We start from the raw sequence: 25311 nt of genomic DNA on the forward strand, positions 1-25311 counted from the left end.
GATTAATGATGTGCAGATAATGGCGCGACAGCCCGTGACGCGACCTGCTCAGCTTCGCAGACCAGGCGCCTCATGACCGGTGCGGGCGACGTACTCCGTATAGCCACCGCCATACTGGTGAATCCCCTCAGGCGTCAGTTCCAGCACGCGATTGGACAGCGCAGCCAGAAAGTGGCGATCATGCGAGACGAACAGCATGGTGCCTTCGAACTGCGAGAGCGCGGTGATCAGCATTTCCTTGGTCGCCATGTCGAGGTGGTTGGTGGGCTCGTCCAGCACCAGGAAATTCGGCGGATCGAAAAGCATCTTCGCCATCACCAGCCGCGCCTTCTCGCCGCCTGACAGCACCCGGCATCTCTTCTCGACATCGTCGCCGGAGAATCCGAAGCAGCCGGCCAGGGCGCGAAGCGAACCCTGCCCGGCCTGCGGAAACGAATATTCCAGTTCCTCGAACACCGTGCGCTCGCCGTCCAGCAGGTCCATCGCATGCTGTGCGAAGTAACCCATCTTTACGCTGCTTCCCAACGCCACCGTGCCGTCGTCGGGATCGGACGACCCCGCGATCAGTTTCAACAGCGTCGATTTTCCGGCGCCGTTCACGCCCATCACGCACCAGCGCTCCTTGCGGCGAACCTGAAAATCCAGGCCATCGTAAATGCGACGGCTGCCGTAATCTTTCCGGACGCCCTTGAGACTCACGACATCCTCACCGGAGCGCGGCGCCGGCAGAAAATCGAACGCGATCGTTTCACGACGTCTCGGCGGCTCGACACGCTCGATCTTGTCCAGCTTCTTCACCCGGCTCTGGACCTGTGCAGCGTGTGATGCGCGCGCCTTGAACCGCTCGATGAACTTGATTTCCTTGGCCAGCATCGCCTGCTGACGTTCGAACTGAGCCTGCTGCTGTTTTTCGCTCAGCGCCCGCTGCTGCTCGTAGAACTCGTAATCCCCCGAATAGGTCGTCAACGTGCCGCCGTCGATCTCGACGACCTTGTTGATGATGCGATTCATGAACTCGCGGTCATGCGAGGTCATGAGCAGCGCGCCTTCGAAACCTTTCAGGAATGCCTCCAGCCAGATCAGGCTCTCGAGATCGAGATGGTTGCTCGGCTCGTCAAGCAGCATGATGTCGGGACGCATGAGAAGAATCCGGGCCAGCGCGACCCGCATCTTCCAGCCGCCCGACAGCTTTCCGACGTCGCCGTCCATCATCTCCTGACTGAAACTCAGGCCGGCAAGAACCTCGCGCGCCCGGCCTTCCAGCGCATAGCCGTCCAGCTCCTCGAACCGCGCCTGCACTTCGCCGTAGCGTGTGATGATCTCGTCCATGTCATCGGCCCGGTCCGGGTCGCCCATGGCGGCTTCGAGCTCCTTGAGCTCGGTCGCGACAGCGCTGACGGGACCAGCGCCATCCATCACTTCGGACACCGCACTGCGGCCCGACATCTCGCCGACGTCCTGGCTGAAGTAACCAATGGTCACGCCCCGATCGAGCGACACCTGTCCCTCGTCGGGAAGTTCCTGGCCGGTGATCATGCGGAAAAGCGTCGTTTTGCCGGACCCGTTGGGGCCGACAAGCCCGATTTTTTCGCCCTTTTGAAGCGCCGTCGACGCTTCGATGAACAGGATCTGGTGGCCGTTCTGCTTACTGATATTGTCGAGACGAATCATGGATGCACGCGCCAGAGGAAGAATTTGCGGCCGTGCTTATGCCATATAGCGCGCCAGCGGAAGGGCGTTCGACCTCGGCCAATCCGGGCAATCGCGACAATCGGCATCAAATCGAGCCCAACGACGTCGGCGGCCACAGCCTGTTGCGGACGATCTCCGGAAATGCGGGCCGCGAATGCGACGCCAGCATCATCAAGAAATACGCGACTCAAACCTTAACGGTATTCGGATCACGAAGCGGGGAAGCACTTCTTAAACATCTGTAAGGTTTGAACCCTCGGCACGACGGAAGGTTGTTTTCAGACGCATCAAACAGGAGGATGTACGATATGAGAAAAAACCTTTTCGCCGGACTGAGCGTTGCGTTGTTTGCGATATCAACGTCGATAGCGAGTGCGGCTCCGCTGTCGCCGGTGTCTTCGGCCGGTACTATCGCCAAAACTTCAAAGAACTCCAATATTGTTGAAGCCCGTTGGCGTGGGCATCATTGGCGCCATCATGGCTGGCATCATCGCCACCGTTGGCATCGGCATCCGCACTACGGCTGGGGACCCGGCATTGGAGGATTCGTAGCGGGTGCCATGATCGGTAGCGCAATTGCCAACAGCAATGCCCGGGCAAACGACAGCGTCGCCTACTGTATGCAACGATTCAAATCATACGATCCAGCCTCAGGGACCTATCTTGGATATGACGGAGACCGTCATCCTTGCCCGTGAGGCGAGCGATCGCATAGACAAACACTCATGAACAGACTGGATTTGCGCAGCGTTCCCATCTCTGCGCAAATCCACGCATGTGAGCACCGTTACGCCGCATGCGTTCCCAGACGGCGCACCTCGCGATCCATCATCTGGCGGTAGGCACCCTTGCGCTTGAGCAGGATTTCCGGTGAACCGTCCTCGATCAGCCGACCGTCGCTCATGACGAGAATCCGGTCGAAATTCCGCAACGTCGAGAGACGATGCGCAATGGCGATGACAGTACGCCCCTGCATCAGCCGGGTCAGCGTATCGCGGATTTCTTCCTCGGCTTCGTTGTCGAGAGCCGACGTCGCCTCGTCGAGCAGCAGGATCGGCGCATCTTTCAGGAACGCTCTCGCAATCGAAATTCGCTGACGCTGTCCACCGGACAGTTTGAAGCCGCGGTCGCCCACCACCGTATCTAGACCATCCGGCAGGTCGGCGATGAACGAACTGCATCGCGCATCGAAGGCCGCGCGCGCGACCTCCTCATCCGTCGCCTCGGGGCAGCCGTAACGGAGGTTCTCGAGCAGCGAACGATTGAACAACGCGGTATCCTGCGGAACGGTGGCAATCGCCTCGCGCAGACTGTGCTGCGTCACCAGGGAGATATCCTGCCCGTCGATCAGGATCCGTCCGCCGTCCACATCGTAGAAACGCTGGAGCAAGGTCACGAGCGTTGACTTGCCCCCACCGGAAGGACCAATCAGCCCGACGCGCTCGCCGGCTCGGATGTCGAGATTCAACCCCCCAAACACCTGCCGCCCGTCGGGATAGGTGAACTGCACGTCCTCGAAAGAAACCCTGGCACCCTTGTGGACCAAAGGAATGGCGTGGGGATCGTCGCGCAACTGGTGCGGCACCAGCAGCGTCGACAACGATTCCGACAAACGCGCCATGTGCTGGACGACATCGACCAGCGCCACGGCGAGATCGCGCGTTGCGCTCAGAACCGATATTCCCAATGTGCAGACGAGAACCACATCGCCGGTACTGATGGCGCCTTGCTGCCACAAGCTGATCGCCCACGCGAGCATCGCAAGCGTCAGGATGACCGTGATCAACGCGTGCCCGAGCCGCAATTTCTCCAGATACTGCAGGCTCCGGCGCCTGGCGTTCAGTTCGCGGTCGACGGTCTGATCGAAGCGGAAGTGCTCGCGCATCATCCCGCAGAACGCCTTCACCAGCGCCATATTGCTGACGACGTCGACCATCTCGCCATCGACATGCGCGGCCTTCTCCGCGAAATCATGATGCAGTGGCCGCCCCATCGCAGCAAACCTGAACATCACAACAACAACGATTCCCGCAACCGCCATCAGGCTCGCGGCCATCATCCAGTTGACCGTGACCAGAAATGCGATCGCAGCAAAGGTTGCAAGGCACGGCGGCAACACGTTCCAGAAGAACATGTTTTCGATGGTGAAAACCGCATTGGAGGTTGCCGTCACGCGACTGGTGAGAACGCCGGGAAGCCGGTCGGAAAAATAGCTATGGGAATGCTGGGTAATGTGACGGAACAGGTCGCGCCTGAGATCGCCCGTGACATGGACGAACGTGTAACTGGCAGTCCAGCTTGCCAAGCGCCACAACAGGTTGTCGGCGGCAATCAGCGTGACCAGAAAAACGAATGCGGCCCAGGGAGTTCCGTTGCTTGGTCCGGCCGAAAGCGCATCGACCAGAAGCTTCACGCCGTACTGCGTGCTGACCGAGCAGGCCACCGCGGCGACAACTGCGCCGAGAATGAAAGCATGAGACACTTTCCGATTGAGTAGATAGCGGATCAGGAAAGCCACGGGGCGTTGCGCGAAATCACTCAGGTCGTTCATGAAAAAACCTCAACGGCGGTGGAAGAAACCGTTCATGAGATGAACCGGCCGCGTATGGAACGTGAGCATGATTGGCTTGTTGTATGACCAAAGGAACAGTTGAGTTCCTTCTATGCTGCCCGCTCGAAGCACGACCCTTCCAGCTTTAATGGGCGATCCTGTGGCACCTGAAAGATGTCCGCGGCCGCCACAATGGAGGCAACACCTATGCGTATCGCGCAGATTTCTCCCCTGACCGAAGCTGTCCCGCCGAAACTTTACGGCGGAACGGAGCGGGTCATCTCGTGGCTGACCGAAGAACTGGTGTCGCTCGGCCACGATGTCACGCTGTTTGCCAGCGGAGATTCCATCACGAAAGCAACGCTTTCACCGATGTGGCCACGGGCGTTGCGCCTTGACGGCTCAGTGCGCGATCCGAACGCACTTCATATGATGATGATCGAGAAGGTTTGCCGCCGCGCTGCCGACTTCGACATCCTGCATTTTCACCTCGACTACTATCCGTTCTCGGTGATGTCCCGCCAGAACATACCCTTCGTGACAACGTTGCATGGCAGACTTGATCTGCCTGAGCATCAGCCGGTGTTCGATACGTTTTCATCGATCCCATTGATTTCGATCTCGAGCTCTCAGCGCCGCCCAATTCACAAGGCGCGATGGGTGGACACCGTCCACCACGGTTTACCGATCAACCTTCTGCAGCCTGAAGGGGTCACACCTTCGTATCTCGCATTTCTGGGCCGCATCTCGCCAGAGAAAAGAGTTGATCGCGCGATCCATATTGCGGAGCGGTGCGGCTTGCCGCTCAAAATTGCCGCAAAGGTCGACCCTGCGGACCAGGATTATTTCGATGCTCAGATTCGTCATCTGATCGAAAAGCCACACATCGATTTCATCGGCGAGATCACGGACAGTGAAAAATCGAAATTCCTGAGCGGCGCAATTGCGCTGATTGTCCCGATCGACTGGCCGGAACCGTTTGGCCTCGTCATGATAGAGGCCATGGCCTGCGGTACGCCCGTCATCGCCTACAATCGGGGGGCTGCGCCTGAGATCGTGGAGGACGGCGTGACCGGCTTCGTCGTTGAAGACGAGACCAGCGCCATTGCAGCTGTGAGGAACATCTCGACTCTGTCTCGAGCCGTCATTCGTGAAAAATTCGAACAACGATTCACATCAACGCGGATGGCGCAGGATTATCTCAAATCCTATGAAACAGTTTGCTCCCAGATGACCGGGAAGCCAAAGCCTAGGCTTGTTGCCGGCTAACGTACAGGCGGCCCGGCCGATCAATCCAGCTCGGGCCGCGTTTCCGGCATCAATTTCCAAACCGCAGCAAGCCCAATCGCGGCGACCACGCCGAGAGCGAGAAACGTAAAAGAACTACTGAACCGATCAGACAGAATACCTGCGAGCGTGGTGCTGATGGATGCGCCGATCCCCATCGCGCATCCGACAAGTCCCTGCGTCAGGTTAAATCGTCCGGAATCGCGGGTGATATCGGCAATCGACAGCGGAACCAGAACTCCGAGCGCCGCGGCGGAAATGCCGTCGAGCACCTGAACCAGCACGATCAGTTCCGACGGTGTGACCGCTGCGAACAGGACCGCCCTGATCACCAGCGCGGAAAACCCGATCAGCAAGATCGGGCGTCGGCCCCACTGTTGCGATTTCCGCCCAACGGTGGGCGACAATATTGCAACAACGAACTGCGGCACCACCATCGCGACGGCGATCAACGCGGCCGACGACTGACTTGATTGCAGCGTCAGCATGCTTGCTACCAATGGCAGCATGGCGGCGTTGGCGAGATGGAACAACAGCACGCACAACGCGAAAATCGCCAGCGTGCGGTTGGTCAGCAGGCTTTTCACGGCCGCCAGCGTCAGCGGCTGCGTTTTTGAACTCCCGTGAGCCCGGTTCGGATCGATATCGCGGGTGTTGATCTGCAGCAGGGCGATCAGGGCCGGAACGACGAAGGCGGCGGTGACGAAAAACACCGCCTGGTTTGAAATGTAATAGCCGCATGCGCCCATGCCCGCGGCCGCGAGACCGGTTCCGATCGAGGCAAATGATCCATTGCGGCCGAGCCGTTCGCCGATCTCGGTACGGCGCACGAGTCCGAGACTGAGCGCTGCAATCGCGGGGCCCAGAATACAGCTTGCTCCGGCCTGCAGGATTCGTGACCCGAGAACCGCGGGAAAGACCGGCCACAGCGCGAGAATTAACGCGCTAACGCCGATAAGCACCACCGATAGGGCTGCGGCAAGCCGCGGCGACCGCATCGCATCAAGGATGGCGCCCCCGGGAATCTGCCCGAACAACGCGATCAGGCCGCCGACCGTAAGGATCAGGCCAATGTCGGTCTGGGTCCATTTCTGGGCGGTGAGATAGACGGCGACGAAGGGGCCGAATCCCGTTTGCACATCGGCGACGAAGAAGACGAACCAGTCGAGACCCCGCCGGCTCCGTGACGATGCGCTCTTTCCCTTCGCATCATTTTCACCGGCCGTGACATCCCTGAAATCGGCATTGCTTTTCTCATCCATGCCAACGCCATCGGCTGGTTGTTACTTGGATGGCTCACCTTTCGCGGCTGAATTGGCAGCGTCCGCGGCCGGACGCTTCGTCTGCACGCCGACAGTAGACGGCTGGCCCAGCACCACGATCTGCTCCCCCGGCTTGTAGGCAGGCGCGACACGCAGTTGATCGCGCGTCAGATCGACCTCCACAGAGTCTGTCTTCCCGTCGGATGGAAAGCGAATCGCATTCCAGTCGACCGCAATTTGCCGGCTGCCGACGCCAAGGAACCCGCCAAAATCGATAATCGCCGCCCGCAACTGCCCCGATTTGTCAGCGACGATGTCGACGATACGGCCCATGTCGGCGCCATCCGCGCCACGCACTTTCTTGCTGAGAATGCTCACAACCTGCTGGCCGTTCATGACGATGGCGGGGGTCTCGGTCGCAGCCGGCGATTTCGCCGGTGGCTGCGCCGCAGGTGCGGCCGGAGGCGACGTCTGCGGCGCAGGCGCAGCAGAATTCGCCGGCGGTGACGCTTGCGGCGATTTCGGTTCAGCGGCTTGCGCGTATTGCAATCCAACCGTCAGGGCGTGTCCCGCAACGACCGTCTCTTGAGCAGCAGAAACTCCACTGGCCTGCGACCAGATCAAAATGGCGACGGCGAAACCAGTGAATACGTTTGCATGTAAGCGCATAACCTTCTCGTTATCAGGCATGAGAATCCCCTTCTCTCGATCGAAACGCGAACGATCGAACACCATCAGGTGAACGTTATGCGTACTTCCCAGCCCTCACCGCCGCTGGCGCCGGCACTTCGGTGCACACCATCGGCGAACGACATGAAGTCACGGCCAAAATTCATGTCGAGCGTTGTGGAAGAACGGGGCGAGTATGAGGCAGAAAGCAACAATCCGTGCCAAAGCGGCCCGATTATCCTTGCATTGATACCCGCGTGGCTGCGGCGATGCGAAATTTATGATAGATTCGTCGATGGAACCGAACTGTCGGTCCATGCGTCTAATATGATCCCGAACGTCGCGCTTGAAAGTTGGTCCCTTGGTCGTCCCATCACCCGCGGTGCGAAGCATCACGTCTCCCGAAGAAACTCCTTTCTACATCCCTGCGACCGGGTCGACGTCGCGGCCACGCCGCACGCTGAAGGCTAACGACACATTCGCGGTGGTCGACAGCCACGGCGACATCGGCGCGTCATCAGGAGAGCCGGACGGAATTTTCAACAACGATACAAGGTACTTGTCGCGATTCGAGCTGACCATCAACGATCTGGAACCGCTATTGCTCGGGTCTAACGTTCGCGACGACAATGCTGTCCTTACCGTCGATCTGACCAACCCTGACACCTACATCAAGAATCGTCTCGTCCTGCCCAAGGACACCATCCACATCGTGCGAACCAGTTTTGTCTGGCAGGAAGACTTCTATACCCGCTTCAGTATTCGCAACCATGGCAACCATCGCGCGACGATGTCGATCGCCCTCGCTTTCGCGAACGATTTCGCGGACATCTTCGAGGTTCGCGGAATGCGGCGCGCGCGGCGCGGAACCCATCGGGCTGAGGTGCTCGGCGGACAGGACGTCTTCTTTTCGTACGACGGGCTGGACAATGTCGAGCGGACGACGTCGCTTCATTTCGAACCGCAGCCCGACCAGATCAGCGACAGCCACGCCCGATACAACCTGACGCTGGCGCCGCACGAGCGCAAATCCATCTTCGTGTCGGTGAAATGCAACGGCAAGCCGGGTGATGAAACAGCCCATTTTCTCAAAGGGATGGCGCTCGCGTCCCGTGCCCGCCGCGACCGTCGGGGCGGAACAATTGCCATCGGCACATCGAGCGACGTCTTCAACCAGATACTGGAACGCTCGCTCTTCGATCTTCGCATGCTAACGACGGAGACTGCGGAAGGAGATTATCCGTACGCGGGAATTCCCTGGTATTCGACCACGTTCGGGCGCGACGGAATCATTACTGCACTCCAGATGTTGTGGTGTCAGCCGAGACTGGCGCACGGCGTCCTGACACGGCTGGCCGCATTTCAGGCGACGACCATCGACCCGCTCAATGACGCCGAGCCGGGAAAAGTCCTGCATGAGATGCGCAATGGTGAAATGGCGCATCTGCGCGAGGTCCCGTTCGGGCTTTACTATGGCAGTGTCGACTCGACACCGCTGTTCGTACTGCTGGCGGGAGAATACGCACAGCGCACCGGCGATATCGAAACGATCCGTTCCCTGTGGCCGAACATCGAGGCCGCACTGGGATGGATCGACGACCATTCCGCCACCGATGAAAGCGGATTCCTCCGTCATTCACGCAACAACACCGACGGACTCGCCAATCAGGGCTGGAAGGATTCGTTCGATTCCGTTTTCCATGCAGATGGCCGGCTGGCCGAAGGATCGATCGCGCTCGCCGAAGTGCAGGCTTATGTTTATGCCGCGAAGCGCTCGATCGCAAAGACCGCCCTGCTCCTGGGATTCGCGGACCAAGCCGCCCGGCTCGAACAGGAGGCCGAAACGCTGGCCGTAAGGTTCGACGATGCGTTCTGGTGTGAACAAATCGGCACCTACGCAATCGCGCTCGACGGCGACGGCCGCCCTTGTGAAGTCTCGACATCCAACGCCGGTCACGTGCTGTTCGGTGGTCTCGCTACCCCTGAGCACGCTAGGCGCGTGGTCCAGGGCTTGATGTCGCCGCGATTTTTCTCCGGCTGGGGCGTGCGCACCGTGGCCGCGGGAGAGGCCCGCTACAATCCGATGTCATATCATAATGGCTCGATCTGGCCGCACGACAACAGCATGATCGCGGTCGGCATGGCGCGTTACGGATTCAAGGCCGAGGCCTGCCGCGTGTTCGAGGGCATCAGTGGCGCGGCGTCATACATGGAGTTGCGGCGGTTGCCCGAACTGTTCTGCGGCTTCCGGCGCCAGAAGCGTCAAGCGCCGACACTCTATCCGGTGGCCTGTTCACCTCAGGCATGGGCCAGCGGCGCTCCATTCGCAATGCTGCAAGCATGCCTTGGATTGCAGGTTGAGCCCGAGCGTAACCGCATCCGCCTGATCGATCCCATGCTGCCGCCGTTCCTCGACATGCTGATTCTGCGCAATCTCGAAATCGGAGAGCATCAGATCGACTTCGCGTTGTATCGCTATGACGATAACGTCTCGCTTCAGATTCTTCGCAACAAAGGCGGCATCGAGGTTTCAGTCAGTCACCTGAGCGCTCAGGACGGCGGCGCGTAGTTGGCGCTGCCCAACGGCAGGTCAGCGGAAATATTTTTCCGCAGAGCGATCTTGTCGGTCTTTCCGGTTTTTCCTTTCGGCAACTCGTTCCAGAAAAGCACATCTTCAGGAATCTGCCACTTCGAAAAGAAACGCGCGAGATAGGGCCGGAACTGTTCTTCAAAGTGAACCCGCGCCTCGGGCGTATCGCACTGCAGCACAACACAGGCGACAGGCCGCTCCTGCCATTTTGGATCCGGCCGACCGATCACCGCGGCTTCCCGGATATAGGGATGATTCATGAGCTGTAGTTCGAGCGCCTGACTTGAAATCCACTCTCCGCCCGACTTAATCAGGTCCTTCGCGCGGTCGACGATCCGCACAAATCCATTCGGATCAATTGTCGCGACATCTCCCGTGCGTAGCCACGTCCGCTCTTCATCTACAATGAAAGAATCGGACGCTGTGTCGGCTCGATTGAAATACGCTGCAGCGGCCCACGGACTGCTGATCTGAAGTTCGCCTGAGCTGCGCCCGTCGGAGGGACAGCGCATTCCGTTGTCATCCACGATCCTGAGCCGGCACCCCGGAATTGGAAGACCTTGCGCCGTTCGCGATGTCCGAAGCTCTTCGGCGTCGAGCTTCGATCGGGCGGAATTGGTTAGACCGAGCGGAGAGATTTCCGTCATCCCCCAACAATGCATCACATCGATGCCCAGCTTCGCAAATTCCTCGATGAACGACTGGCCGATTGCCGCGCCGCCCACAGGCAGCCGCTTCAGCGACGACACCCGGCCGAGCGCGGACGCATCCGCCTTCAAATGACTGAGGAAACCCAGCCAGACCGTGGGAACGGCGGTGGCCATCGTTACCTGCGCGGCCTCGATCAGTTCAACCAGACTTGCCGGATCGGTCTGACGGCACGGCAAAGCAAGATCGGCGCCGGCCATAAGAGCGGCATAGGGAAAACCCCACGCATTGGCGTGAAACATCGGAACTGCGGGCATGCAGACATCGCGCTCGCGCATGGCGATCCCGTCGGCGAACAAACATGCCAGCGTATGCAACGTGGTTGACCGGTGACTGTAGAGCACGCCCTTTGGCTCGCCCGTGGTGCCGGACGTGTAACACAACCCTGCCGCCTCGTTCTCGTCGAGCACCGGCCACGCAAACACGCTCGCACAACGGCCGATTGCATCTTCGTAGTCGTGACACACAACACCGGCCGGAAAATTCGATCCGGCAACTTCCGACGCTTCGTCTTCCATGACGACCAGATGCCGAACACACGGCGGCAGATTGATATCTGCCCCGATCACATCCCAGATCGAGCGGTCGACGAACAGCATCTCGTCATTGGCGTGTGCAAGCAGCATCGCGACGTCGGACGCCGTCATCCGTGCGTTGATCGTGTGCAACACGGTGCCCATGCATGGCACGGCAAGATAAAGCTCAAGATGACGATGCGAGTTCCATGCCAGGGTCGCGACTCGTGATCCGCGCTCGACTCCGTTCCCGTGAATGAAATTCGCGAGACGCGCGGCGCGATCCAGAATGTCGGCATAGATTGCCCGGTGAATGCCCGTCTTGAAGCGTGTCGTTACATGCTTGCCCGGGAAAAGGTCAGCGACCCGTTCCCGAACCAGATTCAGTGACAGCGGCACTTGTTGCATCAATCCGGCAAGCATTCCCACCTCCAGCTTGCGAAAATCTTGACATCTCCATGGAAGGCGCGCAACATTTTTCGAAGATTATTCGAATTTTGGTGACCCATGCACTTTCATCTCCCGAACGATCTGGCGATATGGCAAAATCAGGTTCGTGAATTTGTCCGCGCGGAACTTCAACCGCACGATCGCAATGTCGAGGAGACAGGACGCGTCCCGGCCGCCGCCATGGATGGCCTGCGCCGTATGGGATTGTTCGGCACCAACACGCCGAAGCAATATGGCGGGCTCGGCCTGTCAATGCTCGGCAGTTGTCTGGCGATCGAGGAAGTCGCGAAAGCACACACTGCGTTCTACTATCTGAGCGGGGTCAACGTGCATATTGGCTCCAAGGCCATCGAGTTCTACGCAACACCGGCCGTGCGCGATCGATGGCTGCCTGAGCTGGCGTCCGGCAGAACTATCGGAGCCTTTGCCCTCACCGAACCGGGAGCAGGATCGGATGCGGCACGGATCACGACCACGGCGCGGCGCGACGGTGCGCACTATGTTCTCAATGGCCAAAAGACATTCATCACCAACGCGACCGTCGCAGGGGTTTTCACGGTTTTCGCAACGCTCGATCCCGCCGCCGGTGCCAAGGGAATCGCAGCTTTTGCCGTCGAGGCGAACACGCCCGGCCTGCGTATCGGCAGAACCGTGGAAATGGCAGCTGGGCGAGGCTCCGACCATGCCGAAGTCATTTTTGAGAACTGCCGCATTCCGCAGGAGAATCTGCTGGGACAAGAGGGCGAAGGTTTTGCCATCGCCATGCGATGCCTCGATGCCGGCCGGACTCATTGGGGCGCATATTGCGTTGGCGCCGCCACGCAGCTTTTGAGCTATGCCCTCGATCACGTTTCCACGCGCGAGGCTTTCGGCCGGAAACTGCGTGATCATCAGGGTCTCGAATGGACGATCGCGGACATGACCAGTTCGCTGCATGCCGCGAGGCTGGTCGCATACGAAGCCGCCTGGCGCTATGACCAGGACGACGCGGCCGCACGTACCGCTGCGGCTGCGCTCTCAAAATATGCCGGCGCCGAGATGGTTCAGCGCGTGGCGGACACAACGATGCAGTTGTTCGGAGGCTCCGGCTATTCGAAGGATCTTCCCATTGAGCGGATTTGGCGCGAGACGCGTGTGGTGCGAATTCTCGACGGCACATCCGAGATCATGCGCCAGATCATTGCACGGAATGCCTTCCGGACGCATGAACGCAGGAATGCATCGCCCTAGAGGATGCGCGTTGTCCGGCCTCCGGCATCGCAGAAGGGAACCTCCCCCGGCCCGACTATAAATGAGATGATAAGTGGCGACATCCCAGACACTGAAGCTGAAGCAAGTGCGCAGCCAGGAACGACGCAGGCAGATTCTTGCCGCGGCGACAAAATTATTCGGCGCAAAAGGTATCGACCGGACCTCGCTCACGGACATTGCGAGTACCGCGAAAGTACCGCTCTCAAGCCTGTATGACTATTTTGAAGACAAGCGAGCCCTTGTCCTCGAGGTGCCTGAAGAGAATTTTGCCGCGCTCTACGACAAGACCGAACCTCGGCTCAGCCCGGGTAAAAGCAATGCCGTCGAGCAACTCAAGATTATCTTCCTGACGAACTTCGAATACATCAGCGAAAATCCCGGCTGGGGCCGTGTCTTCTTTCTCGAAATCTGGCCGAGCGTGATCGCATCCGAACCGCGCATCAAAAAGGCCGTCGACAGGTACGCGCTCCGCTATGTCGAACTCATCAAGCAGGCCATTCACTCCGGCGCCTATCGCAAGAATCTCGACCCTTATACGGCCATGTCTCTTCTAATGGGGGGCATGTGCCACGTTACAGCCGTCTGGCTCCTCTACGGACGGAAATACGATCTCGTCGAAAAGGGAGAGGCGGTGTTTTCCACCCTTCACGAGGGCTTTTTGCGGAACTGATCAGCCTCACTCGATCTCGCCGCCGCGCTTCAGCGTCTCCTCGATCCGGCTGCGGTCGAGCGCGCCATTCCGGATGGCCTCCTGCTCCGGTTGAAAGCGCCTTGCGCGCCCAACGATCCAGAGCGCTCCATGACGCTGGCCGCGTGCGACGGAACCGCGCTTGCCAAACGGATGGCAGTTTGGCCATACTGCCCGGAGGCAAAACGACAAAATAAATCACCAGCCGGGAGACAACCCCATGACCATCGTTTCCATCCGCAACGCCTTGGGCGCGGGACTTCTCGCATCCGCGTCGATCCTGTTCGCCTCGGGCGTGCAAGCCGCTGATCCGATCAAGATCGGCGTCACCATTACCCAATCACCGCCGGGTTCTGTTGTGCAAGGCACCCAGGTGAAGGACGGCCTTGAAGTGATGGCCAAGATCATCAATGACGGCGGCGGCGTAGATGGCCGCCCGATCGAGCTGGTGATCGAAGACACGCAAGGGCTGCCGGAAAAGGCCCGTGCTGCGGTGGAAAAACTGATCACCCGCGACAAGGTCGTCGCCATCACCGGTGAACATCAAAGCTCCGCGGCGCTGGCCGGCATGGAAGTCGCCAAGCGCTACCACATCCCCTACGTCAACACGAACGGCTGGTCCGACGCGATCCGCGAGAAGGGTTATGCCGAGGTCTTCAATCCCGGCAACTACAACAACCGCGTCGGCGATGCGGCAGCGGCTGCGATGAAGGCTTTGGGCGCCAAGCGCGTTGTGGCGTTCGCGGAAAACACCGACTACGGCATCGGCCTCGCCAAGGTGATCGGCGCCAAGCTCAAGGAGCAGGCGCCGCAGATCGAATACAAATATGAAACCCTCGATCGCGCCTCGAAGGATTTCCTTCCGGCGATCCTGCCGCTGCGCGCCAATCCGCCGGATGCGATCATCAACGTGATGCTGCCGCCCGCGGCTTACATCATGATGAATCAGGTTTACGAGCAGGGCATCGCACCGTCGTCCAAGACATGGTTCTATGACGGCTCCGGTCTCGCTGACTATCCGGACTTCTGGCAGAACGTGAAGGAAGCCGGCAAGGGCCTGCTGGTGTTCGGCCTCTATCATCCCAAGATGAACCAGCCGGCACTCGGCAAGCAGGTCGGCGACGCTTACACGGCAAAGACCAAGAATGCACCGAACCGCCTGCTGTTCCAGGCCGCGGATTCCCTGCTGGTGATCGCGGATGCGGTCAAGCGCGCGAAATCCACCGAACCCGATGCTCTCATCAAGGCGTTGGGAGAGACCAAGCTGGTCGGCACCCGTGGCGAAATGACCTTCGCAAAAGACAAGGGCTACAAGTTCAACCAGTGGCTCGAAGTGCCTTACGTGACCTTCCAGCTGACGGACGTGAACCAGAAGGTCAGCGACTCGGTGCTGGTGGAAGAACCGGGCAAGCCGCTCGATCCGTCCAAGCTCTGGAAGCCCAAGAACTAAACAACACAAATAACATCTGGCATTCACGATGAACGCAGCGCTCGCCGTTGACCTCGCGGTCAACGGCCTCATCACCGGCCTGTTCTATGCGCTGATGGCGGTCGGCCTCTCGCTGATCTTCGGCATCCTGCGCATCGTGAACTTCGCCCATGGCGAATTCTACATGGTCGGTGCCTACGCCTACTCGATAATTGCGGTCGCGCTCGGCGTCCCGGTATGGGTCGCCCTGCCACTCGCGTTCCTCGTCGGTGCGACCTTCGGCTGGGTGACGGAGCGGACGCTGATGCGGCCGCTCTATGCCGGTTACACGTCCTGGGGCCTGATGCGCGACGAATACGCCGTGATCGTCACCTTCGGTCTGTCACTCTTCCTGATCAACCTCGTCGACAAAGTGATCGGCCCTTACGCCTTCCGTGGACCGACCCTTGTCGACATCAGTCGCGTCACGATCGGCCCGATCCTGATCAGCGGCCATCGGCTGGCAGCTGCGGGGATCGCCATCCTGGTTATCGCCATCACTGCAGCGCTGATGAAATGGTCGTTCTGGGGCAAGCAAATCCGGGCCGTGGCGCAGAATCGCCTCGGTGCCTCTCTCGCCGGCATCGACACCGCGCGCGCCAGCAGCATCGTATTCATGCTGTCCGGCGGTCTCGCTGCCTTCGCCGGCGCACTGCTGTCGCCGGTCATCAACGCATCGCCGGATGTCGGCGCGTTCCCCGCGATCAAATCCTACATCATCGTCGTATTGGGCGGCATGGGCTCGGTGCCCGGGAGCATCATCGCCAGCCTCATGCTCGGCGTCATTGAAAGTTTCGGCGCCGTGTATCTGTCTTATGGTTACCGCGACGCATTCGGCCTCGGCCTGCTGATCCTGTTCCTGCTGTTCCGTCCGCAAGGTCTGTTCGGCGAAAAAGGGCGGGAGGTCTGATGTCCACTCCATCAACCACCGGGCCGACTCCGCAAAAGGCGTCTCCGTCAAAGCTTTCGACCGCGAAGACGGAAGTCGAATTCCGCGTCTCGCTCGCGCTCCTGACGGTTGTGGCACTGGTCCCGGCCGTCGTCACCAACGCCTACTGGCTCGGCGTGCTGGTGGTCTCGATGTATTTCGCGATCCTCGCCGGCGCGTGGAACCTGCTCGCCGGCTACACCGGGCAGTTCTCGCTGGCACCTGCGACCTTCGCCATGATCGGCGCCTATACCACCGGCCTGCTCGGCACCTATTTCGGCGTGCCGCCGGTTCTCGGCATCATCGCTGCGATCATCGTCGCCGGCCTGATCGGGCTGATCCTCGGCCGCATCGTGTTGCGGTTGTCCGGCCCCTATCTCGCGCTCACCACATTGAGCTTCGCCGAAATCCTCCGTCTCGTTGCCTCGAACTCCATCGAGATCACGCGCGGCGATCTTGGCCTCGGCGTGCCCGCGCTCTTCAACAGCCGGATCGGCTGGTACTATCTGTTCCTTGCCGTGTTGACCGCTCTGCTCATCGGCCTCTATGCCCTGCTCCGCTCCAAGGCCGGGCTGTTCCTCCAGGCGATCCGCGACGACGAAGTCGCGGCCGCGCGCAGCGGCGTCGACGTGGTGTTCTGGAAGACGGCGGCCTTCGCGCTGTCGTCGGCAGCCTCGGGCTTTGCCGGCGCGCTGTATGGCCACTTCGCCGAACTCGTGACGCCCGAACTCGGCCTGATCGGCCAGACCGGCCTGATCGTCAGCATGACCGTGATCGGCGGTATGGGAACCCTCGTCGGACCGCTGGCCGGTGCGTTCCTTGTCTACGTCCTGTCGGAGTGGCTGCGCGATATCGGCGGCTATCAGCTCGTCGTGTTCGCGGCGCTGGTGGTGATCTTCGCCCGCTTCTTCCGTGACGGCCTGTGGGGAATTCTCACGCTGCTGGTTCGCAAGGTGAGGTCCGCATGAGCCTGCTGTCCGCAAGAGGCGTCGTGAAACGCTATGGCGGCCTGACCGCCGTCGACAACGTCACCGTTGACATCGCCCAAGGCGAGCTTGTCGGCCTGATCGGCCCCAATGGATCGGGCAAGACCACGCTGCTGAACATTCTCAGCGGACATGCTCAGCCTGATGCCGGCGAAATCCTGCTCGATGGCAAGCCGTGCCAGGGTTTGAAGCCTGAGCAGCTCGCTCATCTCGGTGTGATGCGGATGTTTCAGCTCACCCGTGTTTTCCGACGCATGAACGTGGTCGATAATCTGCTTGTCGCCGGCCGTGCGCTCGGTCTCGATGCGCAGGCAGCGTTGACCCGCGCCAGCGAGCTGATCGACGAACTCCGCCTCGGCGTCGTGCGTCATCTCGATGCCGGGCAATTGTCCGGCGGACAGATGAAGCTGCTGGAATTCGGGCTTTGCTTCATGGTGCCGCCGAAGGTCGCGCTGCTGGACGAACCGTTCGCTGCCGTGCATCCCACGATGAAGGAAATCATGGGCGAGTTCATCAAGTCGCGCCATGCCAATGGCCAGACCTTTATCCTGGTGAGCCATGACATGCCGGTCGTCGTCGAACTGTGCCCGCGCGCGGTGTGCATGAACGCGGGCGCCGTGATCGCCGACGCGTCGACCCGCGACGTGCTGAACAATGCACAGGTGATCGAAGCTTACCTCGGAGGACACGCCGCATGAGCAGCGTCCTCGCCATGGAGAACGTCACCGCCGGTTATATCGGCGACATCGATGTGCTGCGCTCGCTGAGCCTGACGGTGGAAGCTGGCTCAATTACCGGCTTGATCGGACTGAACGGCGCCGGCAAATCGACCGTGATGAAATCGATCTGCGGATTTCTAACGCCGAAAAGCGGCCGCGTCGTCTACGAAGGCAACGACATCACCGGATTGGCGCCGCATCATCTCTCCGCCAAGGGCATCTGGTACATTCCGCAGGAATCCAGCCTGTTTCCGTTCATGACGGTGACCGAGAACCTGCGCCTGCCGCTGGAAAGCCTGAGCCGCGCAACCGGCACGCCGAACCGCGCCGAAGTCGACCGCCGCTTCGACGAGATGCTGGCCAAGTTTCCCGCGCTACGCCCCAAGCTCAAGGCGCAGGCGGGCGATCTTTCCGGCGGTCAGCAGAAGATGGTCGAGTTCGCCAAGGCTTGGCTGATGCGACCACGGCTCTGCCTGATCGATGAGCCCTCGATCGGACTGTCGCCGAAGATCGTCGAAGAGGTCTTTGAATGGATCAAGCTGTTCGCATCGGAGCAGATGGCGATCCTGCTGGTGGATCATAACGTGCGCCGCGTGATCTCGATGTCGCAACGCATTTACGTGCTCAGCCTCGGTGAAATCACGGCCTCCGGCGCACCGGAAGATTTCCAGGGCAATCTCCACGAGCAGGTCAAATCCTGGCTCGGCATCAACTTCTGACCTGCCGCTCTCGCGACGGATTGTCAGCAGGATCGCGATCATGTCCGCCAATCGACGCACGATCCAAGCCCAACCGCTGTCTGCCGAGCAATTCGCACCGTTCGGCTCGGTCATCGAGGTCGGCGACAAGACCGGACGCCTGGTCAACCAGGGCCGTGCGCAGCGTATCGGCGGAACGCGCGATCTCGCTCACGCCGCTGGCACAAAGCCCGTGATCGATCTGTACCGGGTCGCGAAATCCGAACTGCCGTTTACGGTCGATTGCCTCGAACGGCATCCGTTGTCCTGTCAGATTTTTACTCCGATGCGTTGCTCACGATATCTCGTCATCGTCGCACCAGCCGATCCGGCCGGAAAACCGGATACCTCACACGCGCTCGCCTTCATCGGCACCGCGACACAGGCGATCTGTTATGGCGCGGGTGTTTGGCACGCGCCAATGATCGCTCTCGACGACACCGCCGTGATGACCATGACGATGTGGGAAACCGGCGACGCGCGCGACTGCGAGGAGTTCTGGCTTGCCCCGGACCATGGCCTAACGATTCAGGCATAAGACCGCGACGGCGACTCTCCGCTGCCTTGAGCTTTCAGCAAGGAAACTCAACATCAATCGTCCGACGACACGGCGCAACCTCGTGCCGAACGAAGTAACCAGCCTTCATTCGACGGCATTATCCGCAGCGCGCTCCGCATTTTCCTCAGCCAGCTTGATGGGAGTATCTCCTCTTTTACTGGTGGCGGCGCGCCTTTCGCACTTCTCACGAATTTCCTCAAGCTCATCATCCGTGAGGTGTTCGATCCCTACAAAGGAATTCTGCACGGTGCTGACGCGGATCAGTTCATCAAGCTTGAGCTGAATCGCTGCACTATCCCGATTTTGCGAGTTCTGAATGAGAAAGACCATCAGGAACGTTACGATGGTCGTTCCGGTGTTGATGACCAACTGCCACGTGTCTGAATAATGGAATATCGGGCCGGAAAATCGCCCAGACCAAAACGACGCTGGCGGCCACGATAAACGTTGCGGCGCGGCCAGCAGCCTGGGAGGTCCGATTTGCGATTTCGCCAAACAAGGAATTCAGGCCGGTGGCGGCCTTTTGAGACGCCATTTTTCATCGCTCACAGGATGTTCCGGCTAGGCCGTAGTGCACATTAATGTCGCTGAAGCATTTGGGTTCCCTGCTCTGCGGGAAAACCTGTTCCGCTTATTCCAAAAACAGGCCGCTCCAAGGCGGATTCTCACTTCTTTTCGAGCATACGCAAACCACGCTCGCGGATCATGGCTTGAGCGCCGTGCGCAATTCCAGCGAGCAGCCAAGGTAGCGTCACCTCCAGCCGAACATGATCATCGGTAACATCGATCGTTCCGCTCGCCTGCTGACGCATGGCCGTGATCTGAAATGCCAAACGATCGCCACTCCACACCTCCTCGTTCACCTGCAGGAGGTGGGCGTATTTGGTGTTCACAGTTGAAAGGCCGTCCTTCATTCGACGGATGGCTTCATCCTTGCCGAGCTTGTGAGGAATTGAAACGATCAAAGGCTGAACCAAGATATTCACCTGTGCGGCAGCGACAGCTCCGTTCGAGCCGTTCGAACTGGAAAAAGCCGGACGACGATAAGTCATCAAGCTTTTTTACGCTCCGTTATTTAGGATATCATTATTAGGATATTATAATAAATAGCGCCGTCGGCGGGGTGCTGGACGCGCCAGCATCATTCCGAGCGCGAAGCCGAAGGCACCCGCCATCAGCAATGCCCCCAGCGGGTTGTCTTTCACGCGCCCGGCTACGGCATCGCTGCCGTCCCGATAAACGTCGCGAGCCATTCCGCTGGCAGCTTCACCGATCTCGCGGACATTGTCCTTGGTCTGTCCGTAGATATCCTGCGCTGCGCCAACGGCCTCTCGAACCAGCCCCTCGGCTTGATTTGACGCGCTGCCAGCAAGGCGGCCAGCCTCCGCCTGCACCTTGCCCGCGATGTTCTGGGTCGTCCCCACGATACGATCTTTATCCATTTGTCCGTCCTTCAAAGAAATTACAGTTCGGCTTCGGCTTCGATGTTGATGACGGATTTCGCGAGCCTGGTGAGAGCCTCGTCGGTCGCCCTTTCCTCTTTCAACGTTGCTTCAAGCAGCGCTGCGACATCACGCATACCGAGTTCGTTGGCCCACGTCCTCAAAGTGCCATAACGCGACATCTCATAGTGCTCGACAGCCTGCGCTGCAGCCAACAGTCCCGCGTCGAGCGCGGGCATATTCTTGAAGTCGGCCATGATCTCGGCACCTTCCTTGGTGATACCCATGATCGCCTCGCACTTTTTGGCTCGCGGCGGTTTGCCAAGAATCTTGAAAACACTTTCCAGCCGCTTGACCTGACCGCGCGTCTCCTTGAGATGTTTATTGAAAGCGGCCTTCAATTCCCGCGACTGGGCAGACTTGGCCATCTTCGGCAGCGTGGTCAGAATCTTCTTTTCAGCAAAATAGACATCCTTCAGCTTCTCATGGAAAAGATCGCTGAGTAATTTGGGCTTCTTGGCCATATCCGCTCCTGACGTGATCTCACCGACATTTCGGCGATCCGAAGTAACAAGTGCCGGAAATACATTGCGTTCCGTAGACCGCAAAATAAGGCGGAGCCTTTCTACGGCTGGCGCGCAGAGACATCGATCCATGGAGCAGACAATCGCGGGCGTGAAGCGGCGACCTTAATTGCCGGAGACGACGCGGGTCTCCAGAATGTCCTGAAATACAGCCCTTGGTGGCACCGGTCCGTGCAGCGCCCCGGGACAAATAGAGGCAGGAACCTTCATATTGTGATGTTTATCGACTTGCGGTAGATACGGGCGTTCCTTGTCCCAAGGAGCTATCCCCCTGTGATGTAAGGGGTCTGGCCTGCGCCCTTCCTTCGCTCAGGCGGGACTTCTGATGTGACGGATGTTCCCGGCCCAACGTGAGTTGAGGCGCCAAAGTATAATTTGTGGATGAGTGAGCATGGCACGCAATGTTCTGATTCTTGGAGCCTCGTATGGCTCGCTGCTGGCAACGAAGCTGCTGATGGCCGGTCACAACGTGACCCTTGTTTGCCGGAAGAACACTGCCGAGCTCATCAACCGCGACGGCACCGAAGTTCGCATCAAGCTGCGTGACGAGCCGACACACCGATCGATCTTTTCGCGCGATCTGCCCGGGAAACTGGACGCGACCTCACCCGATAAGGTCGATCTTTCCCGTTACGATCTCGTTGCTCTTGCAATGCAGGAGCCGCAATACACCAACCATACGATCCGGGTTCTGATGGTCAAGATCGCCGAGGCGAACCTGCCTTGTCTTTCGATCATGAACATGCCGCCCCTTCCCTATCTCAAGCGGATCGAGGGATTGTCGGGTATGGACCTCGAGGAGGCCTATACCAATGCCCAGGTATGGGAACGGTTCAAGCCGGGACTGGTGACGCTGTGCTCGCCGGACCCGCAGGCTTTCCGTCCGCCCGAAGAAGCCGCGAATGTCCTGCACGTCGGCCTGCCGACAAATTTCAAAGCCTCGATATTTGCGGATGAAGCCCATAACCGGCTGCTTCGCGAGCTGGAAGCGGACATCGATGCCGTAAAACTGGATGGCCATGACGTGCCGGTAAAGCTCAAGGTGTTCGACTCGCTGTTCGTCCCGCTTGCGAAATGGTCGATGCTACTGACCGGGAATTATCGCTGCATCACGCCGACCGATCCCCAGCCGATCCGCGAAGCCGTGCATGGTGACCTGAAACTCTCACAGTCGATCTATGATCACGTCGATGCTGTCGCTCGGCGTCTGGGAGCCGATCCACAGGATCAGGTGCCTTTTGCAAAATACGCCAAAGCGGCGGAAAGCCTTCTCAAGCCGTCGTCGGCAGCCCGCGCGGTGGCCAGCGGAGCGCCCTTCATCGAGCGGGTCGACCTGCTGGTGAAGTTGATTTCGCATCAGCTCGGCATGCCAAATGCCGATATCGACCGCACGGTGCAGATCGTCGATCAGAAACTGAACGAGAAGATCGTGACGGGTGGATCCGGCGCGCTGTAACAGCTCGCATGTCCGCCGTCTTTTGCCATCGCCAATACAGCGCAGATCGCATTTGCCTCAGGCATGAAGCGATCTGAAGGTTTGACGCCGGCGTATCGGGCGTCTTTCTGCTTTGCTTTTTGCTCCTGACGTTGCCGGTCAGGACTCTGCGCCCGAAGCGGACCAGGTGGAGCAGTCCCTTCAGTTGAAAAACTTGCTCAGGCCTTGAACCTGCGGGCGATCGCCTCGCTGGTGCGTGCGAACAGGCCGGTGTCAATTCCAACGGCCGTATAAACGCAACCTGCCGCCATGTAGCGGCGCGCGAGCGCCTCGCACGCGAACCACCGGCTGCGTCGAATCTTCCATCATCGCCTGCATCTGGGCCAGAATGCTGGCTACGTCGTTGGGCGCATGTTCGCCGTCGAGCAGCAGCCAATCGAAGCCGGAGCCGGCGAGGATTTCCGCGGCGGTGGGGCCCGCCAGGGCTGTCCAGAAGCCGATCTGTTGTTGGCCGGCCATGATGGCACGCTTGAAGGTATTGACGGGCAGGTCCACGGGGCGTCCTTTCGGATTCAGCAAAGATTTGGATATGGAGCGGACAGCGAAGCGCGTGTCGGGCAACGATCCAACCAAACATCCGCGTTGCGCCGGGTGCCCGCGATAATGCCGGTTCCGCTGCCTCACAACTTTCATCGTGCCGCCTTGCTATGGTCAAAGCGCGATGCCTCCTGTGCATTCGGATGGAGCGGAACGATTGCCGCGCATCGCGCATCGCACCATCACGGAGCCATTCAGATTGTCATACGCTGACCCGCAAACCGACCCGCACGACGCCATCGTGGCGCAGCTCCGCGATCTGGCACCGCGCGTCGCGCATAAACCGGCTGATCTCAATGTCACGCCTGCGGCGGTGCCCGAAGCAGCCAGCGAAACGCCTGGCGAGCCGCCGCTCCACGTCACGAATGATAACATCGGCGACATTCGCATTCCGACGACATCCGCGAGTACCGGTCGCCGTGTCGTACTGTTCGTCGTCTGCATTGGCATTGCCGCGGCTGCGGCTTGGCACTTCTATGGTCAGGAAGCCAAGCGGCAGCTTTCGGACCTTGTGCCACAGCTTCTCGCCGGCATCTCGGCTCCAGCGCAAAATGCCAACGCAGCCGACCCACAGGACACTGCCAACGCACAAGCCACCGCACCTCATCCGGAACGGGCTGCCGATCCCGCGCCCGCGCAACAAGCCGCTGACGCGGCACCCGCAACGCCAGCAGAACCTGCGGCAGCGCCTTCTACGCAAGCGGTGGAGACTGTTCCGGCGCAGGCCGCGATTCCACCGGAACTTGCGCAGTCGATAGAATCGATGGCGAACGAAATCGCTTCGTTAAGGAAAACAGTAGAGGAGCTGCAAACCGGTCAGCAACAACTGAGCCGCGATGTCGCGAAAGTCACGGAACACGAAGCGCGCCGGAAGCTCCCCGCGAAGTCCTCGAAGCCGGCTCCGCCGCCGCGGCCCCAGCGTGCTTCAACACCAGCCGCGGCTCCGCCGCGCGCCATAGCGCCCGCTCCGCCACCGGCCTATCGGCAAGAGCAGACATATCGGCGAGGCTCCGTACAGCATGACGCCTACGTCCCGCCGCCTGCGCCAGCTCAACTTCCGCCGCAACCCGGCGACGCCAGCGCTCCCCGGCCGCCTATGCCGCTGCGGTAGTCGTCACGACGAGCGAAACGGGAATCAGCGAACTATCTTCCCGGCCCAGGATGAGACCGTCTCACCAAGAGTCTTCAAATGATCCGCCGCCGAATATCCGGATACGGATTTTCGTGGCTTCAAGTCGTGATCGCCATCTTCGAGCCAGAGAATTTCGATCTTCCTCGACAGCGCGTACGATGAAACCTCTTCACGATTGCCGAACGGATCTCGCGATCCCTGCACAATCAGAGTTGGCGTTCGCATTTCGGCGAGGTGCGCGGTGCGCAGCTGGTCCGGTTTGCCCGGTGGATGGAATGGATAGCCAAGGCAAAGAAGACCGGCAATCTGACCAGCCGAAGCAAGCTCATCGCTGATCATACTTGCAACGCGACCGCCCATCGATTTTCCACCGATAATCAGCGGACCCTTCCGGTCGAGCACTTCAATCGCAGCCATATATTCCGGCAAGAGCATGGCCACGCGCGGTGGTGGCTTCCGGCTGCCCGATATTCGACGCCCGGCCATATAGCCAAACTCGAAGCGCGCGACACGAAAGCCGGAGTCAGCCAGAGCTTTCGCGAGTGCGGTCATCGAGGCGGAATCCATCGCCCCACCCGCACCATGCGCGAGAAGAATCGTAATTTTTGCCTGTTCTGGCCCGTCAATCAGAAAACTTGTCGTCATACGCTCCTAATCAAGACTGACGCGGCGAGGATCCTCTTCGTACGGGGGAGAGTATATGACGAGCACTCGTGTCAGACCCTCACTTGTAACAACGAACGAATGCTTTGCTTTCGCTGGGAAATAGCAGCAATCGCCCGGCCCCAGGTCGAACTCCGCATCATTGACCGTCACGTGCGCGCTACCCTCCAGCAAATAGCAGACCTGCTCAAGATCAGGATGAGCGTGAGGGAGCGCTCCTGGACCACGCTCCATGACACCCAGCACCACCTCCAAGTTTTGAGCGCCCACGTTTTCACGACCAATCAATCGGGAATTCACCGTGTGCCGATGATTTGCCGGCGAATAGCCGGCCACCGATCCAGCCTTGATCAGGTATTTTTCAACGCTCATTTTATCTCCGTACCACGTGGGCGAGC

General features: G+C 59.7%; 25 protein-coding genes and 1 pseudogene. 13 read left to right on the forward strand and 13 right to left on the reverse strand.

Annotated features, from left to right (window positions below; all coding sequences use genetic code 11):
• Positions 1-48: 48 nt before the first annotated feature.
• On the reverse strand, positions 49-1671 hold the full coding sequence (locus tag ASC80_RS11900; RefSeq protein ID WP_056297124.1) for an ABC-F family ATP-binding cassette domain-containing protein: 1623 nt from the start codon (positions 1669-1671) through the stop codon (positions 49-51).
• Between the two features lie 2 nt (positions 1672-1673).
• Between ASC80_RS11900 and ASC80_RS11905 the strand changes: the two genes are divergently transcribed.
• Together ASC80_RS11905 and ASC80_RS23095 are read left to right on the forward strand one after the other, a co-directional pair.
• Positions 1674-1937 carry a hypothetical protein gene (locus ASC80_RS11905; protein WP_056297126.1) on the forward strand — a complete coding sequence of 88 codons (264 nt, stop codon included), beginning with the start codon at positions 1674-1676 and terminating at the stop codon, positions 1935-1937.
• 63 nt (positions 1938-2000) lie between these two features.
• Positions 2001-2390 carry a BA14K family protein gene (locus ASC80_RS23095; RefSeq protein ID WP_082512609.1) on the forward strand — a complete coding sequence of 130 codons (390 nt, stop codon included), beginning with the start codon at positions 2001-2003 and terminating at the stop codon, positions 2388-2390.
• Positions 2391-2479: 89 nt separating this feature from the next.
• Here ASC80_RS23095 and ASC80_RS11910 read toward each other — a convergent pair whose 3' ends face one another.
• Positions 2480-4243: an ABC transporter ATP-binding protein gene (locus ASC80_RS11910; RefSeq protein ID WP_056297130.1), complete on the reverse strand. Its 1764-nt coding sequence runs from the start codon at positions 4241-4243 to the stop codon at positions 2480-2482.
• A 207-nt stretch (positions 4244-4450) separates the two neighbouring features.
• Between ASC80_RS11910 and ASC80_RS11915 the strand changes: the two genes are divergently transcribed.
• The gene (locus tag ASC80_RS11915) at positions 4451-5512 is read left to right on the forward strand and encodes a glycosyltransferase family 4 protein (RefSeq protein WP_056297133.1); all 1062 of its coding nucleotides are present in this window, start codon (positions 4451-4453) and stop codon (positions 5510-5512) included.
• Positions 5513-5532: 20 nt separating this feature from the next.
• On the opposite strand, the gene ASC80_RS11920 is transcribed toward ASC80_RS11915, so the two are convergent.
• Both ASC80_RS11920 and ASC80_RS24410 read right to left on the reverse strand, forming a co-directional pair.
• Positions 5533-6792, reverse strand: a complete 1260-nt coding sequence (locus ASC80_RS11920) for an MFS transporter (RefSeq protein ID WP_056297136.1) — start codon at positions 6790-6792, stop codon at positions 5533-5535.
• 21 nt (positions 6793-6813) lie between these two features.
• Complete coding sequence (locus tag ASC80_RS24410; RefSeq protein ID WP_082512610.1) at positions 6814-7461, reverse strand: PRC-barrel domain-containing protein; 648 nt, start codon at positions 7459-7461, stop codon at positions 6814-6816.
• 361 nt (positions 7462-7822) lie between these two features.
• On the opposite strand from ASC80_RS24410, the gene ASC80_RS11930 reads away from it, so the two are divergent.
• Entirely contained in the window at positions 7823-10030 is a 2208-nt protein-coding gene (locus ASC80_RS11930; RefSeq protein WP_056297139.1) for an amylo-alpha-1,6-glucosidase, read from the forward strand.
• Here the strand turns inward: ASC80_RS11930 and ASC80_RS11935 are convergent.
• Positions 10012-11697 carry a long-chain fatty acid--CoA ligase gene (locus ASC80_RS11935; protein ID WP_056297142.1) on the reverse strand — a complete coding sequence of 562 codons (1686 nt, stop codon included), beginning with the start codon at positions 11695-11697 and terminating at the stop codon, positions 10012-10014. The two genes, ASC80_RS11930 and ASC80_RS11935, sit on opposite strands and share 19 nt — an antisense overlap.
• Before the next feature lie 84 nt (positions 11698-11781).
• Between ASC80_RS11935 and ASC80_RS11940 the strand changes: the two genes are divergently transcribed.
• The 8 genes from ASC80_RS11940 to ASC80_RS11980 all read left to right on the forward strand — a co-directional run bounded on the left by ASC80_RS11940 (position 11782) and on the right by ASC80_RS11980 (position 19039).
• Positions 11782-12954, forward strand: a complete 1173-nt coding sequence (locus tag ASC80_RS11940; protein ID WP_056297145.1) for an acyl-CoA dehydrogenase family protein — start codon at positions 11782-11784, stop codon at positions 12952-12954.
• Positions 12955-13027: 73 nt separating this feature from the next.
• On the forward strand, positions 13028-13645 hold the full coding sequence (locus tag ASC80_RS11945) for a TetR/AcrR family transcriptional regulator (RefSeq protein WP_056297148.1): 618 nt from the start codon (positions 13028-13030) through the stop codon (positions 13643-13645).
• Between the two features lie 238 nt (positions 13646-13883).
• The gene (locus ASC80_RS11955) at positions 13884-15113 is read left to right on the forward strand and encodes an ABC transporter substrate-binding protein (protein WP_056297153.1); all 1230 of its coding nucleotides are present in this window, start codon (positions 13884-13886) and stop codon (positions 15111-15113) included.
• Positions 15114-15141: 28 nt separating this feature from the next.
• A complete protein-coding gene (locus ASC80_RS11960; RefSeq protein ID WP_056297156.1) occupies positions 15142-16041 on the forward strand; it encodes a branched-chain amino acid ABC transporter permease in 900 nt (299 codons plus the stop codon).
• Positions 16041-17027 (forward strand): branched-chain amino acid ABC transporter permease, encoded by a 987-nt coding sequence (locus ASC80_RS11965; RefSeq protein WP_056297157.1) that lies wholly within the window; start codon positions 16041-16043, stop codon positions 17025-17027. Before ASC80_RS11960 ends, ASC80_RS11965 begins: the two co-directional genes overlap by 1 nt.
• Positions 17024-17743: an ABC transporter ATP-binding protein gene (locus ASC80_RS11970; protein WP_056297159.1), complete on the forward strand. Its 720-nt coding sequence runs from the start codon at positions 17024-17026 to the stop codon at positions 17741-17743. The genes ASC80_RS11965 and ASC80_RS11970 overlap by 4 nt, the downstream gene beginning before the upstream one ends.
• Complete coding sequence (locus ASC80_RS11975; RefSeq protein ID WP_056297162.1) at positions 17740-18483, forward strand: ABC transporter ATP-binding protein; 744 nt, start codon at positions 17740-17742, stop codon at positions 18481-18483. Before ASC80_RS11970 ends, ASC80_RS11975 begins: the two co-directional genes overlap by 4 nt.
• A gap of 40 nt (positions 18484-18523) precedes the next feature.
• Entirely contained in the window at positions 18524-19039 is a 516-nt protein-coding gene (locus tag ASC80_RS11980; protein WP_056297165.1) for an ureidoglycolate lyase, read from the forward strand.
• Positions 19040-19144: 105 nt separating this feature from the next.
• Here the strand turns inward: ASC80_RS11980 and ASC80_RS11985 are convergent.
• The 4 genes and pseudogenes from ASC80_RS11985 to ASC80_RS12000 all read right to left on the reverse strand — a co-directional run bounded on the left by ASC80_RS11985 (position 19145) and on the right by ASC80_RS12000 (position 21026).
• A pseudogene (locus ASC80_RS11985) lies at positions 19145-19595 on the reverse strand (low affinity iron permease family protein).
• Positions 19596-19725: 130 nt separating this feature from the next.
• Positions 19726-20037, reverse strand: coding sequence for a polyhydroxyalkanoic acid system family protein (locus ASC80_RS11990; RefSeq protein WP_056298830.1), 312 nt, complete (start codon positions 20035-20037; stop codon positions 19726-19728).
• Positions 20038-20157: 120 nt separating this feature from the next.
• Positions 20158-20502: a CsbD family protein gene (locus ASC80_RS11995; RefSeq protein WP_056297168.1), complete on the reverse strand. Its 345-nt coding sequence runs from the start codon at positions 20500-20502 to the stop codon at positions 20158-20160.
• Between the two features lie 20 nt (positions 20503-20522).
• Positions 20523-21026, reverse strand: a complete 504-nt coding sequence (locus ASC80_RS12000) for a YciE/YciF ferroxidase family protein (protein WP_056297170.1) — start codon at positions 21024-21026, stop codon at positions 20523-20525.
• Between the two features lie 451 nt (positions 21027-21477).
• Here ASC80_RS12000 and ASC80_RS12005 point away from each other — a divergent pair, with 451 nt between their 5' ends.
• Positions 21478-22542, forward strand: a complete 1065-nt coding sequence (locus tag ASC80_RS12005) for a ketopantoate reductase family protein (RefSeq protein WP_056297173.1) — start codon at positions 21478-21480, stop codon at positions 22540-22542.
• 252 nt (positions 22543-22794) lie between these two features.
• Here ASC80_RS12005 and ASC80_RS12010 read toward each other — a convergent pair whose 3' ends face one another.
• The 4 genes from ASC80_RS12010 to ASC80_RS23100 all read right to left on the reverse strand — a co-directional run bounded on the left by ASC80_RS12010 (position 22795) and on the right by ASC80_RS23100 (position 25285).
• The gene (locus ASC80_RS12010; protein WP_156464368.1) at positions 22795-23076 is read right to left on the reverse strand and encodes an aldolase/citrate lyase family protein; all 282 of its coding nucleotides are present in this window, start codon (positions 23074-23076) and stop codon (positions 22795-22797) included.
• A gap of 244 nt (positions 23077-23320) precedes the next feature.
• Positions 23321-23668: a hypothetical protein gene (locus tag ASC80_RS23730; RefSeq protein WP_156464369.1), complete on the reverse strand. Its 348-nt coding sequence runs from the start codon at positions 23666-23668 to the stop codon at positions 23321-23323.
• Between the two features lie 585 nt (positions 23669-24253).
• The gene (locus ASC80_RS12020) at positions 24254-24895 is read right to left on the reverse strand and encodes an alpha/beta hydrolase family protein (RefSeq protein WP_056297177.1); all 642 of its coding nucleotides are present in this window, start codon (positions 24893-24895) and stop codon (positions 24254-24256) included.
• A 6-nt stretch (positions 24896-24901) separates the two neighbouring features.
• Positions 24902-25285 (reverse strand): cupin domain-containing protein, encoded by a 384-nt coding sequence (locus ASC80_RS23100; RefSeq protein ID WP_082512536.1) that lies wholly within the window; start codon positions 25283-25285, stop codon positions 24902-24904.
• Positions 25286-25311 lie beyond the last annotated feature (26 nt).

It is taken from the genome of Afipia sp. Root123D2, from assembly GCF_001425835.1.
In the GTDB taxonomy this organism is placed as follows: Bacteria; Pseudomonadota; Alphaproteobacteria; order Rhizobiales; family Xanthobacteraceae; genus Afipia.